This window comes from Microbacterium gorillae, assembly GCF_050990725.1.
Classification (GTDB): domain Bacteria; phylum Actinomycetota; class Actinomycetes; order Actinomycetales; family Microbacteriaceae; genus Microbacterium; species Microbacterium gorillae_A.
On the sequence record NZ_CP158844.1, the window covers coordinates 3,698,810 to 3,711,834 of the forward strand.

The window sequence follows — 13,025 nt, forward strand, 5'->3', positions numbered from 1 at the left end:
CGTTGCCGCAGTGGCGAGCAGGTGCAGGAACGAGAACGGGCCCGCACCAATGGTGCGGGCCCGTTCGAAGTCTTACTTCGTCGCGGAAGGCGACGGCGTGGCCGTGCCGGAGGACGACGGCGAAACCGATGCACTCGGAGCCGGGGACTCGGTGGGGGTGGCCGAGCCGAACTTGTCGGCGAAGAAGGTAGCGGAGGCGCCGATCGTGGCCAGCTGCTGGTACTCGTCATCGATCACGATGGTGGGCGTCGCACTCTGTCCCGTGGCAGGGTTCTTCGGCAGCTTCTTCGTGGACCAGGTCACGTACTTGGAGAACTTCGCCTCCTGCTGGCACGTGGTGATGTCGACGCCGAGGTCCTTCGCGAATCCGACGATCTGCTCGTCCGTCAGACCCGAGGTGTTCTCCGCCGGCTGGTTGGCGAACATCGTGGTGGTGAACTCCTGCAGCTTCGAGCTGTCGGTGTCCGCCACGCAGTAGTAGGCGTTGGCGGCGCGGCTGGAGTAGTTCGTGCCCATCGAGAAGCGGTCCAGGATCGCCACCGGGTGCACCGCGAGGGTGATGTCGTTGTTGGCCGCGAGCTCTGCGAGCTGCTCGCCATACGCGCCTTCGAACTGGTTGCACGCGGGGCACTGGAAATCGATGTACGTCTCCACGCGGTTCTCGCCCTCACCGAACAGCAGCGCGCCGCTGTCCTTGTCGAGGTTCGAGGCGGCCGGCGCGGTACCGGAGCTCGTCGCGACGCTGTTGCCGATGACGACGGCCACACCGGCGCCGATCACGATGACAGCGACGATCACGCTGGTCCAGATTGCGAACCAGTTCGTCTTGCGGGCAGCAGCCTTCGCCATGTCTTCCTCTGTTCAGGGCCGTGGGCTCCAGAGCGGAGCCGCATTCAATGCACTGGAATCCATTTTGCCCTGCACCAGCCTGAGCCTGCGGTGTGAGCGAGAACGATGACGTAACGGATCAGGGAATCGGAACCGGCACCACACCGAAGGGGGCGAGCCCGGCAGCACCGCCGTCCGCGGCGGTGAGCACCCAGATGCCTCCGTCGTGAACCGCGACCGAGTGCTCCCAGTGGGAGCCCATCGAGCCGTCGGTGGTGCTGATGGTCCAGTCGTCCTCTTCGATCACGACCTGCTCGGTGCCTGCCGTCATCATCGGCTCGATCGCCACGCACAGCCCGGGCTGGATCTCAGCACCCAGACCGCCGGCCTCGTAGTTGAAGATGCTCGGCTTCTCGTGCATCTTGCGACCGATGCCGTGCCCCACAAAGTCGCGCAGGATGCCGGCCGGGCGGCCGTGCTCCGACAGCGGGTGCTCGAGGATGTACTTCTCGATGGCGATGCCGATATCGCGCGTGTAAGAGCCGGTCGCGAGCGCCGCGATGCCCGCCCACATCGACGTCTCTGTCACCCGCGAAAGCTCTTCGCGATGGGCCACCAGCTCCCGCCGCGAGGGGTCAGGGATCACGAACGTTCGGGCCGAATCGCCGTTCCACCCGTCGAACTCCGCACCCACGTCCACCGAGACGATGTCACCCGGCTGCAGCACGAGGGATCCAGGGATGCCGTGCACAACCTGCTCGTTCACCGAGACGCACGTGGTGTGGTGGTAGCCCTTCACCATCTTGAAGTTGCTCTTCGCTCCGTGGCGGAGCATCTCCGCCTCGGCTGCGGCGTCCAGGTCGAGCGTTGTGATGCCGGGACGGATGGTCGCCGCGACCGCGTCGAGCATGGCGGACGTGATCCGCCCAGCTGCGACCATCTGGCGCAGCTGGGCGGGCGTCTTGTACTGCGAATTGGGAAAGAGACGCATCAGACCGCGACGGGAGCGAGACCGCGCGCTGCCAGAGCCGCGAAGATGCGCTCGGTGATCTCGTCCAGCGTGCCGACGCCGTCGATCGTGTCGACCACACCGCGCTCTTCGTACACCGCGAGGATCGGCGCGGTCTCCCGCTCGTAGATCTCCAGACGGTGCGCGATGGCCTCCGGGGTGTCGTCCTCACGACCCTGCTCCTGGGCGCGCAGGGCGATCCGCGCGATGGACTCCTCACGGGGCACATCCAGCGCGATGACCGCGTCCAGTGCCACGCCCTGGTCGGAGAGGATCTCATCCAGGTGACCCACCTGCGCCCGGTTGCGCGGGTAGCCGTCCAGCAGGAATCCGGCGGCCGCGTCCTCCTGCGAGAGGCGGTCGCTCACCAGCTCCCCGGTGAGTTCGTCCGAGACGAGGTCACCGGCGGCGGTGATGGCCTGGACCTTCTTGCCGAGGTCCGTGCCCTGCTTGATGTTCGCGCGGAAGATGTCACCGGTGGAGACCACCGGGATGCCGAACGCGTCCGCGATGCGGACCCCCTGCGTTCCCTTTCCGGAGCCCTGCGGGCCGACGATCAGGAAGCGTGCAGAGGAGTTCGTCATCGGAGGAGCCCTTCGTAGTGGCGCTGCTGAAGCTGCGCGTCGATCTGCTTGACGGTCTCCAGACCCACACCGACGATGATGAGGATCGAAGCGCCGCCGAACGGGAAGTTCTGGTTCGCGCCGACCGTGGCCAGAGCGATGAGCGGGAGCAGAGCCACGAGACCGAGGTAGATGGCGCCCGGAGTGGTGATGCGGTTGATCACGTACTCGAGGTAGTCCGACGTCGGCTTGCCCGCACGGATGCCGGGGATGAACCCGCCGTACTTCTTCATGTTGTCGGCGACCTCGACCGGGTTGAACGTGATGGCCACGTAGAAGAACGTGAAGCCGACGATCAGCAGGAAGTACAGGATCATGTAGAGCGGGTGGTCGCCCTTCACGAGGTACGTCTGGATCCAGATGACCCAGCCGGGGATGTTGCCGTCCTTGTCCGGGTTCTGGTTGAACTGGGCGATGAGGGCGGGCAGGTACAGCAGCGACGAGGCGAAGATGACCGGCACCACACCGGCCATGTTGACCTTGATCGGGATGTAGGTGTTGGTGCCGCCGTAGGTGCGGCGACCCACCATGCGCTTGGCGTACTGGACCGGGATGCGGCGCTGGGACTGTTCGACGAACACCACGAGCGCGACGACCAGGATGCCGACGGCCAGCACGAGGAAGAAGACCTCGGGGCTCTTGGCGGTCCAGATGGCCCACATCGAGGCCGGGAAGCCGGCGGCGATGGAGGTGAAGATGAGGAGGGACATGCCGTTGCCGATGCCCCGCTCGGTGACGAGCTCGGCGAACCACATGATCAGACCGGTACCGGCGGTCAGCGTGATGATCATCATCAGCTGCGCCCACCAGGCGGTGTTGGTCAGCAGGTTCTCGCACGCGGCGGGACCGCCGGTGCCGAACAGCTGACCGGTGCGAGCCACCGTGACGAGGGTGGTCGACTGCAGGAGCGCCAGGGCGATGGTCAGGTAACGCGTGTACTGCGTCAGCTTGGCCTGGCCCGCCTGGCCTTCCTTGTAGAGCGTCTCGAAGTGCGGAATGACCACACGCAGCAGCTGCGTGATGATCGTCGCCGTGATGTACGGCATCACACCGAGGGCGAAGATCGACAGCTGGAGTAGCGCCCCGCCAGAGAACAGGTTGACGAGCGAGAGCAGACCCTCAGAGGTCGACGCGCTCGCGACACAGGCCTGGACGTTCGGGAAGTCGACGAACGGAGCCGGGATGTGCGCACCCAGGCGATAGATGGCGATGATCAGCAGTGTGAAACCGATCTTGCGCCGAAGATCCGGGGTGCGGAAGATCCGCGCGATTGCGCTGAACAAACTCGTCCTCCTGACGAAACGTCTATAAGCGGGGAACGGGCGGCCGGGGTTTTGACCCCGGCCGCCCGTTTCACGACTCAGGCTCTGAGCCTCAGCCTACCGAACCACCGGCGGCGACGATCTTCTGCTCAGCAGAGCTGGAGACCTTGTCCACCTGGACGTTCAGCTTAACGGTGATGTCACCGTTGCCGAGAACCTTGACCTTCTCGTTCTTACGCACAGCACCCTTGGCGACCAGGTCGGCGATGGTCACATCGCCACCGGCCGGGTACAGCTCCGAGAGCTTGTCCAGGTTCACAACCTGGTACTCCACGCGGAACGGGTTCTTGAACCCGCGCAGCTTCGGGGTGCGCATGTGCAGCGGCATCTGGCCACCCTCGAAGCCGGGACGCACCGAGTAGCGCGCCTTCGTACCCTTGGTACCGCGACCCGCAGTCTTACCCTTGGAGCCCTCACCGCGACCGACACGGGTCTTTGCGGTGTGAGCGCCCGGGACGGGACGCAGGTGGTGGACCTTCAGCACCTGCGGGCGCGAGGCGGGAGCCTCAGCCTTGGCGGGAGCCTTCTTGGCGGCCGGCTTCTTGGCGGCAGCCTTCTTCGGGGCGTCGACCGTCTCCACGGTCTCGTCCTTCTTCTCTGCCATTAGTCGATCTCCTCAACCTTGACGAGGTGAGCGACGGTCTTGACGTAACCGCGCGTCTGCGCGTCGTCCGGACGGACGACCGAGTCGCCGATCCGCTTCAGACCGAGCGAACGCAGCGTGTCGCGCTGGTTCTGCTTCTCGCTGACCTTGGACTTGATCTGGGTCACCTTGAGACGCGAGGCCATCAGGCACCAACCTTCTCAGCTGCAGCATCGGCGGCGGCCTGGGCCTCCGCCTTGAGGATCTTCGCGGGAGCGACCTGGTCGTAGTCGAGACCACGACGGGCGGCCACAGCGCGCGGCTCCTCGAGCTGCTTCAGCGCCTCGACGGTCGCGTGCACGATGTTGATCGTGTTCGACGAGCCGAGGGACTTCGACAGGACGTCGTGGATACCGGCGCACTCGAGGACGGCGCGAACCGGACCACCGGCGATAACACCGGTACCCGGAGCGGCCGGACGCAGCAGGACGACGCCGGCAGCGGCCTCACCCTGGACGGGGTGCGGGATCGTCTTCAGGATGCGGGGAACGCGGAAGAAGTTGCGCTTCGCCTCCTCGACACCCTTCGAGATCGCCAGCGGAACCTCGCGCGCCTTGCCGTAGCCGACGCCGACGAGGCCGTTGCCGTCGCCCACGACCACGAGGGCCGTGAAGCTGAAGCGGCGTCCACCCTTGACGACCTTCGACACGCGGTTGATCGTGACGACGCGCTCGAGGAACTGGCTCTCCGCGCGGTCACGCGAACCGCGGTCGCGGTTCGGGTTGCGCTCACGTCCACCGCGGCGCGGCTCGCGCTCACGCTCGGTGGTCGCCGCCTCAGCCGCGGGGGCTGCGGTCTCGGTCACTTCGGTCTCCTTGTTGTCGCTCACAGGCTCAGACCTCCCTCACGGGCGCCGTCAGCGATAGCTGCGACGCGACCCGCGTAGCGGTTGCCACCACGGTCGAAGACGACCTCGGTGATGCCTGCTGCCTTCGCACGCTCAGCGACGAGCTCGCCGACCTTGCGTGCCTTGGCGGTCTTGTCCTCGGTAGCCGCACGGAAGTCCGCCTCGAGCGTCGAAGCGGAGGCAACGGTGTGACCCTTGCTGTCGTCCACGACCTGGACGAACACGTGGCGGGCGGAACGCGTCACAACCAGGCGCGGACGCTCGGCGGTGCCAACGATGCGCTTGCGAAGACGGGCGTGACGACGCGCGCGGGCGTCGGACTTGCTCTTCACAGCCATGATTACTTACCAGCCTTTCCGGCCTTGCGACGCACGACCTCGCCGGCGTAGCGCACACCCTTGCCCTTGTACGGCTCGGGCTTGCGGATCTTGCGGATGTTGGCAGCAGTCTCACCGACGGCCTGCTTGTCGATACCCGACACGGTGACCTTGTTGTTGCCCTCGACCGTGAAGGTGATGCCCGCGGGCGGGTCCACCAGGACGGGGTGCGAGAAGCCGAGAGCGAACTCGATAGAGCTGCCCTTCTGCGCCACGCGGTAACCGGTGCCGACGACCTCGAGGCCCTTGGAGTAGCCCTCGGTCACGCCGATGATGTTGTTGCTGATGAGGGTGCGCGTCAGGCCGTGCAGCGAGCGCGAAGCGCGCTCGTCGTCGGGACGAGTGACCAGGATCTGGTTCTCCTCGACCTTGACCTCGATCGGGCTGGCCACGGAGAGCGACAGCTCACCCTTGGGGCCCTTGACGGCGACCTCAGAGCCCTCGATGGTCACAGTGACGTTCGAGGGGATGTCGATGGGAAGACGACCGATACGAGACATCGCGGGTCACCACACGTAGGCGAGGACTTCCCCACCCACGCCCTTCTGGTCGGCCTGGCGGTCCGTAAGGAGGCCAGACGAGGTGGACAGGATCGCGATGCCCAGGCCGCCGAGAACGGTGGGCAGCTCGGTGGAGCGTGCGTACACGCGCAGACCGGGCTTCGACACGCGCTTGATGCCGGCGATGGAGCGCTCACGGTTGGGTCCGTACTTGAGCGAGAGGGTCAGCGTCTTGCCGACGCGTGCGTCCTCGACGTTCCATCCGGCGATGTAACCCTCCTTCTGGAGGATCTCGGCGATGTGCGTCTTCAGCTTGCTCGACGGCATCGACACGGAGTCGTGGTGCGCCGAGTTGGCGTTGCGCAGACGGGTCAGCATATCTGCGACCGGGTCTGTCATTGTCATATGAATTTTCCTTCGTTCACCAGGTTTCGACGCCGCTGGCAAGCGGGCCGACCTGTGGTGGAGATACCCAAAGATCGATCCTCTCATGCCGACTCCCCGCGCACAAAACGCAGGGAGTCGGCAGAGAGGTGATCTCAGGTGGGCGTTCCCGCCGGATTACGCCTGGGCGTCGTCCGACTTGAACGGGAACCCGAGCTGCTTGAGCAGCGCGCGTCCCTCGTCATCCGTCTTCGCGGTGGTGACGACGGTGATGTCGAAACCGCGAACGCGGTCGATCTTGTCCTGGTCGATCTCGTGGAAGACCGACTGCTCCTGCAGACCGAACGTGTAGTTTCCGTTGCCGTCGAACTGCTTGTCCGACAGGCCCCGGAAGTCGCGGATACGCGGCAGGGCGAGCGAGACCAGGCGGTCCATGAACTCCCAGGCGCGGTCACCGCGGAGGGTGACGTGCGCACCGATGGCCTGGCCCTCACGCAGCTTGAACTGCGCGATGGACTTGCGGGCCTTGGTGACGACCGGCTTCTGACCCGTGATCGCGGTGAGGTCTGCGACCGCACCCTCGATCACCTTGGAGTCACGAGCCGCCTCACCGACACCGGTGTTGACGACGATCTTGACCAGACCGGGGATCTGCATGACGTTCGGGTAGCCGAACTCCTTCTGCAGCGCCGGTGCGATCTCGGACTTGTACTTCGCCTTCAGGCGGGGCTCAGCCGTTGCCATCAGAGGTCCTTACCGCTCTTCTTCGCGTAGCGCACGCGAACGGTGCGCTTCACGCCGTCCTTCGTCTGCTCCTCGACGCGGTGACCGACCTTGGTCGGCTTCTTCGTCGAGGGGTCCACGAGGGCGACGTTCGAAATGTGGATGGGGGCCTCGATGGTCTCGATGCCACCCGTCTTGGTGCCGCGCTGCGACTGGCCGACGCGCGTGTGGCGCGTCGAGTAGTTCACACCCTCGACGACCACGCGGTTCGACTCGGACAGGACCGCGAGGACCTTGCCCTGCTTGCCGCGGTCGCCGCCCTTGTCCTGCTTGCGACCCGTGATGACCTGAACCAGGTCACCCTTCTTGATCTTCGCCATGATCAGATGACCTCCGGTGCCAGCGAGACGATCTTCATGAACTTCTTGTCACGAAGCTCGCGACCGACCGGTCCGAAGATACGGGTGCCGCGGGGCTCCCCGTCGCTCTTCAGGATGACGGCAGCGTTCTCGTCGAACTTGATGTACGAACCGTCAGGACGGCGCGTCTGCTTCTTCGTGCGGACGACGACGGCCTTGACCACGTCACCCTTCTTCACGTTTCCGCCCGGGATGGCGTCCTTGACGGTGGCCACGATGATGTCACCGAGACCCGCGTAGCGACGGCTGGAGCCACCGAGAACGCGGATGGTGAGCAGCTCCTTGGCACCGGTGTTGTCGGCGACCTTGAGGCGGGATTCAGTCTGAATCACTTGTTACTCCTTGGATTCCAAGCAAGCCGAGGGCTTACTTGGCCTTCTCGAGGATCTCGACCAGGCGCCAGCGCTTGGTGGCGCTCAGCGGACGGGTCTCGTTGATGAGAACCAGGTCGCCGATACCGGCGCTGTTGGTCTCGTCGTGCGCCTTGACCTTCGAGGTGCGGCGGATGACCTTGCCGTAGAGGGGGTGCTTAACGCGGTCCTCGACCTCGACGACGATGGTCTTGTCCATCTTGTCGCTGACGACGTAGCCACGACGAGCCTTGCGGTAACCGCGCTCGAGCTCGGGGGCCACCGTCTCGTCCTTCTTGTCAGCCATTACTCGGCCTCCTCCTTCGGCGCGTCAGCCTCAGACTTCTTCGCCTTCGTCGCCTTCTTGGCCTTGGGGGCCGCCTCGACGGGAGCGGGCGTGGCACGGATGCCGAGCTCGCGCTCACGGATCACGGTGTACAGACGCGCGATGTCGCGCTTGACGGCGCGGATGCGGCCGTGGCTCTCGAGCTGACCCGTTGCGGACTGGAAGCGCAGGTTGAACAGCTCTTCCTTGGCCTTACGGACCTCCTCGAGGAGGCGCTGGTCTTCGAAAGTGTCGAGCTCGCTCGTGGCGAGCTGCTTGGTACCGATCGCCATTATGCGTCGCCTTCCTCGCGCTTGATGATGCGTGCCTTCAGGGGCAGCTTGTGGATGGCACGGGTGAGGGCCTCGCGTGCGAGCTCCTCGTTCACACCCGCGACCTCGAAGAGGACGCGACCCGGCTTGACGTTGGCGACCCACCACTCGGGCGAACCCTTACCGGAACCCATGCGGGTTTCGGCCGGCTTCTTGGTCAGCGGACGGTCGGGGTAGATGTTGATCCACACCTTTCCGCCACGCTTGATGTGACGGGTCATCGCGATACGAGCTGCCTCGATCTGACGGTTGGTCACGTAGGCCGGGGTGAGCGCCTGGATGCCGAACTCACCGAACGACACCTTGGTGCCACCGGTGGCCTGGCCCGAGCGACCCGGGTGGTGCTGCTTACGGTACTTGACCTTGCGGGGGATGAGCATTACGCCGAAGCTCCTTCCGCGACCGGTGCCTCAGCGGCTGCGTTGTTACGCGGGCCACGACGGCGGTCGCCACGGTCGTCACGACGAGCCTTGGGCGCGTTGGCCTGCTCGCGTGCGAGTTCCTTGTTGGTGAGGTCGCCCTTGTAGATCCAGACCTTCACGCCGATGCGGCCGAAGGTGGTCTTCGCCTCGTAGAAGCCGTAGTCGATGTTCGCGCGCAGCGTGTGCAGCGGCACACGACCCTCGCGGTAGAACTCCGAACGGCTCATCTCGGCGCCGCCGAGGCGGCCGGAGACCTGGATGCGGATGCCCTTGGCGCCGGCGCGCTGAGCGCCCTGCAGCCCCTTGCGCATCGCGCGACGGAACGCCACACGAGCAGAGAGCTGCTCGGCGATGCCCTGCGCGACCAGCTGAGCGTCGGCCTCGGGGTTGCGCACCTCGAGGATGTTCAGCTGGATCTGCTTGCCGGTGAGCTTCTCGAGGTCAGCGCGGATGCGCTCGGCCTCAGCACCACGACGACCGATGACGATGCCCGGGCGCGCGGTGTGGATGTCCACACGCACGCGGTCGCGGGTGCGCTCGATCTCGATGTTGCTGACGCCGGCACGGTCCAGCTGCGTCTGCAGAAGCTTGCGGATGCGGATGTCCTCGGCGACGTAGTCGGCGTAACGCTGTCCCGGCTTCGTCGAGTCCGAGAACCAACGCGACACGTGGTCGGTCGTGATTCCGAGGCGGAAGCCGTACGGGTTGACCTTCTGTCCCATTACTTGCTCGCCTTCTTGCTGGAGCCGGCAGCCGTGTCAGCGGCCTCCGGCGTCGAGAGCACGACCGTGATGTGGCTCGTGCGCTTCTTGATCTGGAAGGCGCGACCCTGTGCACGGGGCTGGAAACGCTTGAGCGTCGTGCCCTCGTCGACGTACGCGTTCTTCACGTACAGATCGCGCTCGTCCAGGAACTCGCCGTTCTTGTCGGCGGTGACCCGTGCGTTGGCCATGGCCGACGCGACGAGCTTGTAGATCGGGTCAGAAGCCGACTGCGCTGCGAACTTGAGGATCGCCAGCGCCTCCTCGGCCTGCTTGCCCTTGATCAGTGCAACGACACGACGAGCCTTCTGAGGGGTCACGCGGATGTGTCGCACACGTGCGATGGACTCCACCATTTTTCTCTCCTCTGCGTCGCCTTAGCGGCGACGGCCCTTCTTGTCGTCCTTCACGTGACCGCGGAAGGTGCGGGTGGGCGCGAACTCGCCCAGCTTGTGGCCGACCATCGACTCGGTGACGAACACCGGGATGTGCTTGCGGCCGTCGTGCACGGCGATGGTGTGACCGAGCATGTTCGGCACAATCATCGAGCGGCGCGACCACGTCTTGATGACGTTCTTCGTCCCAGCTTCGTTCTGCGAGACAACCTTGCGAAGCAGGTGCTCGTCGACGAAGGGGCCCTTCTTAAGACTGCGAGGCATCTTCTTGACTCCTACTTACGCTTCTTGCCAGCATTGCGGCGACGGACGATGTACTTGTCACTTTCCTTGTTGGCGTGACGCGTACGGCCTTCCTTCTGACCCCACGGGGTCACAGGGTTACGTCCACCGGAGGTCTTACCCTCACCACCACCGTGCGGGTGGTCGACCGGGTTCATCGCGACACCACGCACGGTCGGGCGAACGCCCTTCCAGCGCATACGGCCGGCCTTACCCCAGTTGATGTTCGACTGCTCGGCGTTGCCGACCTCGCCGATCGTCGCGCGGCAGCGGACGTCGACGTTGCGGATCTCACCGGAGGGCATACGCAGCTGGGCGTAGGGGCCGTCCTTGGCGACGAGACGCACCGAGACACCAGCCGAACGCGCGATCTTCGCGCCGCCGCCGGGGCGGAGCTCGATGGCGTGGATGACCGTACCGGTGGGGATGTTCTTCAGCGGCAGGTTGTTGCCCGGCTTGATGTCAGCCGAGGGACCCGACTCGATGATGTCGCCCTGCTGGACCTTGTTCGGAGCCAGGATGTAGCGCTTGGTGCCGTCCACGTAGTGGAGCAGCGCGATACGAGCGGTGCGGTTGGGGTCGTACTCGATGTGAGCGACCTTGGCGTTCACGCCGTCCTTGTCATTGCGACGGAAGTCGATGACGCGGTACTGACGCTTGTGGCCACCACCGATGTGACGGGTCGTGATGCGGCCCTGGTTGTTACGGCCACCGGTCTTCGACAGCGGACGAAGCAGCGACTTCTCGGGCGTCGATCGCGTGATCTCAGCGAAGTCGGCCACCGACGAACCGCGACGACCCGGGGTCGTGGGCTTGTACTTGCGAATAGCCATGTTTCTCTACTCCTCCGGTCCTCAGCCGACAGCCGTGAAGATGTCGATGGTGCCGGACTTCAGGGTCACGATGGCGCGCTTGGTGTCCTTGCGCTTGCCCGTGCCGAAGCGGGTGCGACGGGCCTTGCCGACGCGGTTGAGCGTGTTGACCGACGCCACCTTGACCGAGAAGATCTTCTCGATGGCCAGCTTGATCTCGGTCTTCGACGCGCGGGGGTCCACCTCGAAGGTGTACTTGCCCTCGTCGATGAGTCCGTAGGACTTCTCCGAGACGACCGGCTTCAGGATGATGTCGCGCGGGTCCTTGTTGATCGCGGTCATGCCGAGACCTCCTCAGCGGCGGACTTCGAAGCGACGAACGCGTCGAAAGCGGCCTTGGTGAAGACGATGTCGTCGGAGACGAGCACGTCGTAAGCGTTGAGCTGGTCGAAGTACAGCGCGTGCAGGTTGGCGAGGTTGCGAACCGACAGGGCGCTGATCTCGTCGTCACGGGTGAGCACGACGAGCGTGTTCTTGCCCGGGAACGAAGCCAGCAGCGCGGCAGCCTTCTTGGTCGAGGGGGTGCCCTCGATGCCGAAGCTGTCGACGACGTGCACGCGCTCGCCACGAACACGGTCGCTCAGCGCACCCAGCAGGGCGGCGGCGATCATCTTCTTGGGGGTGCGCTGCGAGTAGTCGCGCGGCTTCGGTCCGTGGACGATGCCACCACCGGTCATGTGCGGAGCACGGATGGAGCCCTGACGAGCGTTACCCGTACCCTTCTGCTTGAACGGCTTGCGGCCGGCACCGGAGACCTCACCACGACGCTTGGTCGAGTGGGTGCCCTGACGCGCGGCAGCCTGCTGCGCGACGACGACCTGGTGGATCAGCGGAACGTTGGTCTTGACGTCGAAGAGCTCGGCGGGCAGGTCGACCGAACCGGCCTTCTTGCCTGCAGCGCTCTGAACGTCGAGCTTGAGAGTCGTGTCAGCCATGCTCACGCGCCCTTCACTGCGTTGCGGACGTAGACGATGCGGCCACGTGCACCGGGGACGGCGCCCTTGACGAGCATGAGTCCCTTCTCGGCGTCGATGGCGTGCACCGTGAGGTTGAGGACGGTCACGCGCTCGCCACCCATACGACCGGCCATGCGCATGCCCTTGAAGACACGGCTCGGGGTCGAGGAAGCACCGATGGAACCGGGCTTGCGGTGGTTGCGGTGAGCACCGTGTGATGCCGAAACGCCCTTGAAGTTGTGGCGCTTCATCACACCCGCGGTGCCCTTACCCTTGCTGGTGCCGACGACGTCGACCAGCTGGCCGGCCTCGAAGACGCCGTCAACGGTGAGCTCCTGACCGAGCGTGTACTCGGCAGCGTCAGCGGTGCGGATCTCCGTCACGTGGCGGCGCGGCGTGACGCCGGCAGCCTCGAAGTGACCGGTGAGGGGCTTGGTGACCTTACGCGGGTCGATCTGACCGGCGGCGATCTGAACGGCGTTGTAGCCGTCACGCTCGGCCGAGCGGACCTGGGTGACCACGTTGGGTGCGAGCTCGATCACGGTGACCGGGATGAGCTTGCCGTTCTCGTTCCAGACCTGGGTCATACCGAGCTTGGTGCCCAGCAGTCCCTTGGAAACCTTGGTGTTGATGTCAGTCATGTTCGATACCCGGC

Annotated in this window: 23 protein-coding genes; all 23 read right to left on the reverse strand. The window is 65.2% G+C overall.

The annotated features are described in order from the left end of the window. Positions 1-72: 72 nt before the first annotated feature. The gene (locus ABTV68_RS17195) at positions 73-849 is read right to left on the reverse strand and encodes a DsbA family protein (protein WP_433674906.1); all 777 of its coding nucleotides are present in this window, start codon (positions 847-849) and stop codon (positions 73-75) included. A 118-nt stretch (positions 850-967) separates the two neighbouring features. Beyond that, positions 968-1,819, reverse strand: coding sequence for a type I methionyl aminopeptidase (map, locus tag ABTV68_RS17200; RefSeq protein WP_433674907.1), 852 nt, complete (start codon positions 1,817-1,819; stop codon positions 968-970). Continuing rightward, positions 1,819-2,421 carry an adenylate kinase gene (locus ABTV68_RS17205; protein WP_433674908.1) on the reverse strand — a complete coding sequence of 201 codons (603 nt, stop codon included), beginning with the start codon at positions 2,419-2,421 and terminating at the stop codon, positions 1,819-1,821. Before ABTV68_RS17205 ends, map begins: the two co-directional genes overlap by 1 nt. Continuing rightward, positions 2,418-3,743 (reverse strand): preprotein translocase subunit SecY, encoded by a 1,326-nt coding sequence (gene secY, locus ABTV68_RS17210; protein WP_433674909.1) that lies wholly within the window; start codon positions 3,741-3,743, stop codon positions 2,418-2,420. The genes ABTV68_RS17205 and secY overlap by 4 nt, the downstream gene beginning before the upstream one ends. 91 nt (positions 3,744-3,834) lie before the next feature. Continuing rightward, on the reverse strand, positions 3,835-4,386 hold the full coding sequence (rplO, locus tag ABTV68_RS17215) for a 50S ribosomal protein L15 (RefSeq protein WP_404920958.1): 552 nt from the start codon (positions 4,384-4,386) through the stop codon (positions 3,835-3,837). After that, positions 4,386-4,571, reverse strand: a complete 186-nt coding sequence (rpmD, locus tag ABTV68_RS17220; RefSeq protein ID WP_167038504.1) for a 50S ribosomal protein L30 — start codon at positions 4,569-4,571, stop codon at positions 4,386-4,388. The genes rplO and rpmD overlap by 1 nt, the downstream gene beginning before the upstream one ends. Continuing rightward, entirely contained in the window at positions 4,571-5,254 is a 684-nt protein-coding gene (gene rpsE / locus ABTV68_RS17225) for a 30S ribosomal protein S5 (protein WP_433674910.1), read from the reverse strand. Before rpsE ends, rpmD begins: the two co-directional genes overlap by 1 nt. Then, positions 5,251-5,610 carry a 50S ribosomal protein L18 gene (gene rplR / locus ABTV68_RS17230; protein ID WP_404920956.1) on the reverse strand — a complete coding sequence of 120 codons (360 nt, stop codon included), beginning with the start codon at positions 5,608-5,610 and terminating at the stop codon, positions 5,251-5,253. The genes rpsE and rplR overlap by 4 nt, the downstream gene beginning before the upstream one ends. A 2-nt stretch (positions 5,611-5,612) precedes the next feature. After that, on the reverse strand, positions 5,613-6,149 hold the full coding sequence (gene rplF, locus ABTV68_RS17235) for a 50S ribosomal protein L6 (protein WP_433674911.1): 537 nt from the start codon (positions 6,147-6,149) through the stop codon (positions 5,613-5,615). A gap of 6 nt (positions 6,150-6,155) precedes the next feature. After that, positions 6,156-6,554 (reverse strand): 30S ribosomal protein S8, encoded by a 399-nt coding sequence (gene rpsH, locus ABTV68_RS17240; RefSeq protein ID WP_231091579.1) that lies wholly within the window; start codon positions 6,552-6,554, stop codon positions 6,156-6,158. A gap of 156 nt (positions 6,555-6,710) precedes the next feature. Then, positions 6,711-7,277 carry a 50S ribosomal protein L5 gene (gene rplE / locus ABTV68_RS17245; protein ID WP_433674912.1) on the reverse strand — a complete coding sequence of 189 codons (567 nt, stop codon included), beginning with the start codon at positions 7,275-7,277 and terminating at the stop codon, positions 6,711-6,713. Further along, complete coding sequence (rplX, locus tag ABTV68_RS17250; protein ID WP_433674913.1) at positions 7,277-7,636, reverse strand: 50S ribosomal protein L24; 360 nt, start codon at positions 7,634-7,636, stop codon at positions 7,277-7,279. Before rplX ends, rplE begins: the two co-directional genes overlap by 1 nt. Positions 7,637-7,638: 2 nt before the next feature. Beyond that, on the reverse strand, positions 7,639-8,007 hold the full coding sequence (gene rplN, locus ABTV68_RS17255) for a 50S ribosomal protein L14 (protein WP_231091576.1): 369 nt from the start codon (positions 8,005-8,007) through the stop codon (positions 7,639-7,641). Between the two features lie 34 nt (positions 8,008-8,041). Then, positions 8,042-8,332 (reverse strand): 30S ribosomal protein S17, encoded by a 291-nt coding sequence (rpsQ, locus tag ABTV68_RS17260; RefSeq protein ID WP_269143071.1) that lies wholly within the window; start codon positions 8,330-8,332, stop codon positions 8,042-8,044. Next, positions 8,332-8,643: a 50S ribosomal protein L29 gene (rpmC, locus tag ABTV68_RS17265; protein ID WP_433674914.1), complete on the reverse strand. Its 312-nt coding sequence runs from the start codon at positions 8,641-8,643 to the stop codon at positions 8,332-8,334. The genes rpsQ and rpmC overlap by 1 nt, the downstream gene beginning before the upstream one ends. Continuing rightward, positions 8,643-9,062, reverse strand: coding sequence for a 50S ribosomal protein L16 (gene rplP / locus ABTV68_RS17270; RefSeq protein WP_433674915.1), 420 nt, complete (start codon positions 9,060-9,062; stop codon positions 8,643-8,645). The genes rpmC and rplP overlap by 1 nt, the downstream gene beginning before the upstream one ends. Further along, positions 9,062-9,826: a 30S ribosomal protein S3 gene (rpsC, locus tag ABTV68_RS17275; RefSeq protein ID WP_433674916.1), complete on the reverse strand. Its 765-nt coding sequence runs from the start codon at positions 9,824-9,826 to the stop codon at positions 9,062-9,064. The genes rplP and rpsC overlap by 1 nt, the downstream gene beginning before the upstream one ends. Further along, positions 9,826-10,221: a 50S ribosomal protein L22 gene (gene rplV, locus ABTV68_RS17280; protein ID WP_231091572.1), complete on the reverse strand. Its 396-nt coding sequence runs from the start codon at positions 10,219-10,221 to the stop codon at positions 9,826-9,828. The genes rpsC and rplV overlap by 1 nt, the downstream gene beginning before the upstream one ends. A gap of 21 nt (positions 10,222-10,242) precedes the next feature. Then, positions 10,243-10,524, reverse strand: coding sequence for a 30S ribosomal protein S19 (gene rpsS / locus ABTV68_RS17285; RefSeq protein WP_040162977.1), 282 nt, complete (start codon positions 10,522-10,524; stop codon positions 10,243-10,245). A gap of 11 nt (positions 10,525-10,535) precedes the next feature. Further along, complete coding sequence (gene rplB / locus ABTV68_RS17290; protein WP_433674917.1) at positions 10,536-11,375, reverse strand: 50S ribosomal protein L2; 840 nt, start codon at positions 11,373-11,375, stop codon at positions 10,536-10,538. 21 nt (positions 11,376-11,396) lie between these two features. Further along, positions 11,397-11,696, reverse strand: a complete 300-nt coding sequence (gene rplW, locus ABTV68_RS17295; RefSeq protein WP_231091570.1) for a 50S ribosomal protein L23 — start codon at positions 11,694-11,696, stop codon at positions 11,397-11,399. Next, positions 11,693-12,349, reverse strand: coding sequence for a 50S ribosomal protein L4 (rplD, locus tag ABTV68_RS17300; protein WP_231091569.1), 657 nt, complete (start codon positions 12,347-12,349; stop codon positions 11,693-11,695). Before rplD ends, rplW begins: the two co-directional genes overlap by 4 nt. A gap of 2 nt (positions 12,350-12,351) precedes the next feature. Then, entirely contained in the window at positions 12,352-13,011 is a 660-nt protein-coding gene (gene rplC / locus ABTV68_RS17305) for a 50S ribosomal protein L3 (RefSeq protein WP_231091568.1), read from the reverse strand. Positions 13,012-13,025 lie beyond the last annotated feature (14 nt).

Coding starts and splice junctions, on each gene's coding strand:
- ABTV68_RS17195 (WP_433674906.1), bottom strand. CDS start 849: ATGGCGAAGGCTGCTGCCCGCAAGACGAACTGGTTCGCAATCTGGACC.
- map (WP_433674907.1), bottom strand. CDS start 1,819: ATGCGTCTCTTTCCCAATTCGCAGTACAAGACGCCCGCCCAGCTGCGC.
- ABTV68_RS17205 (WP_433674908.1), bottom strand. CDS start 2,421: ATGACGAACTCCTCTGCACGCTTCCTGATCGTCGGCCCGCAGGGCTCC.
- rplO (WP_404920958.1), bottom strand. CDS start 4,386: ATGGCAGAGAAGAAGGACGAGACCGTGGAGACGGTCGACGCCCCGAAG.
- rpmD (WP_167038504.1), bottom strand. CDS start 4,571: ATGGCCTCGCGTCTCAAGGTGACCCAGATCAAGTCCAAGGTCAGCGAG.
- rplR (WP_404920956.1), bottom strand. CDS start 5,610: ATGGCTGTGAAGAGCAAGTCCGACGCCCGCGCGCGTCGTCACGCCCGT.
- rplF (WP_433674911.1), bottom strand. CDS start 6,149: ATGTCTCGTATCGGTCGTCTTCCCATCGACATCCCCTCGAACGTCACT.
- rpsH (WP_231091579.1), bottom strand. CDS start 6,554: ATGACAATGACAGACCCGGTCGCAGATATGCTGACCCGTCTGCGCAAC.
- rplE (WP_433674912.1), bottom strand. CDS start 7,277: ATGGCAACGGCTGAGCCCCGCCTGAAGGCGAAGTACAAGTCCGAGATC.
- rplX (WP_433674913.1), bottom strand. CDS start 7,636: ATGGCGAAGATCAAGAAGGGTGACCTGGTTCAGGTCATCACGGGTCGC.
- rpsQ (WP_269143071.1), bottom strand. CDS start 8,332: ATGGCTGACAAGAAGGACGAGACGGTGGCCCCCGAGCTCGAGCGCGGT.
- rpmC (WP_433674914.1), bottom strand. CDS start 8,643: ATGGCGATCGGTACCAAGCAGCTCGCCACGAGCGAGCTCGACACTTTC.
- rplP (WP_433674915.1), bottom strand. CDS start 9,062: ATGCTCATCCCCCGCAAGGTCAAGTACCGTAAGCAGCACCACCCGGGT.
- rpsC (WP_433674916.1), bottom strand. CDS start 9,826: ATGGGACAGAAGGTCAACCCGTACGGCTTCCGCCTCGGAATCACGACC.
- rplV (WP_231091572.1), bottom strand. CDS start 10,221: ATGGTGGAGTCCATCGCACGTGTGCGACACATCCGCGTGACCCCTCAG.
- rpsS (WP_040162977.1), bottom strand. CDS start 10,524: ATGCCTCGCAGTCTTAAGAAGGGCCCCTTCGTCGACGAGCACCTGCTT.
- rplB (WP_433674917.1), bottom strand. CDS start 11,375: ATGGCTATTCGCAAGTACAAGCCCACGACCCCGGGTCGTCGCGGTTCG.
- rplW (WP_231091570.1), bottom strand. CDS start 11,696: ATGACCGCGATCAACAAGGACCCGCGCGACATCATCCTGAAGCCGGTC.
- rplD (WP_231091569.1), bottom strand. CDS start 12,349: ATGGCTGACACGACTCTCAAGCTCGACGTTCAGAGCGCTGCAGGCAAG.
- rplC (WP_231091568.1), bottom strand. CDS start 13,011: ATGACTGACATCAACACCAAGGTTTCCAAGGGACTGCTGGGCACCAAG.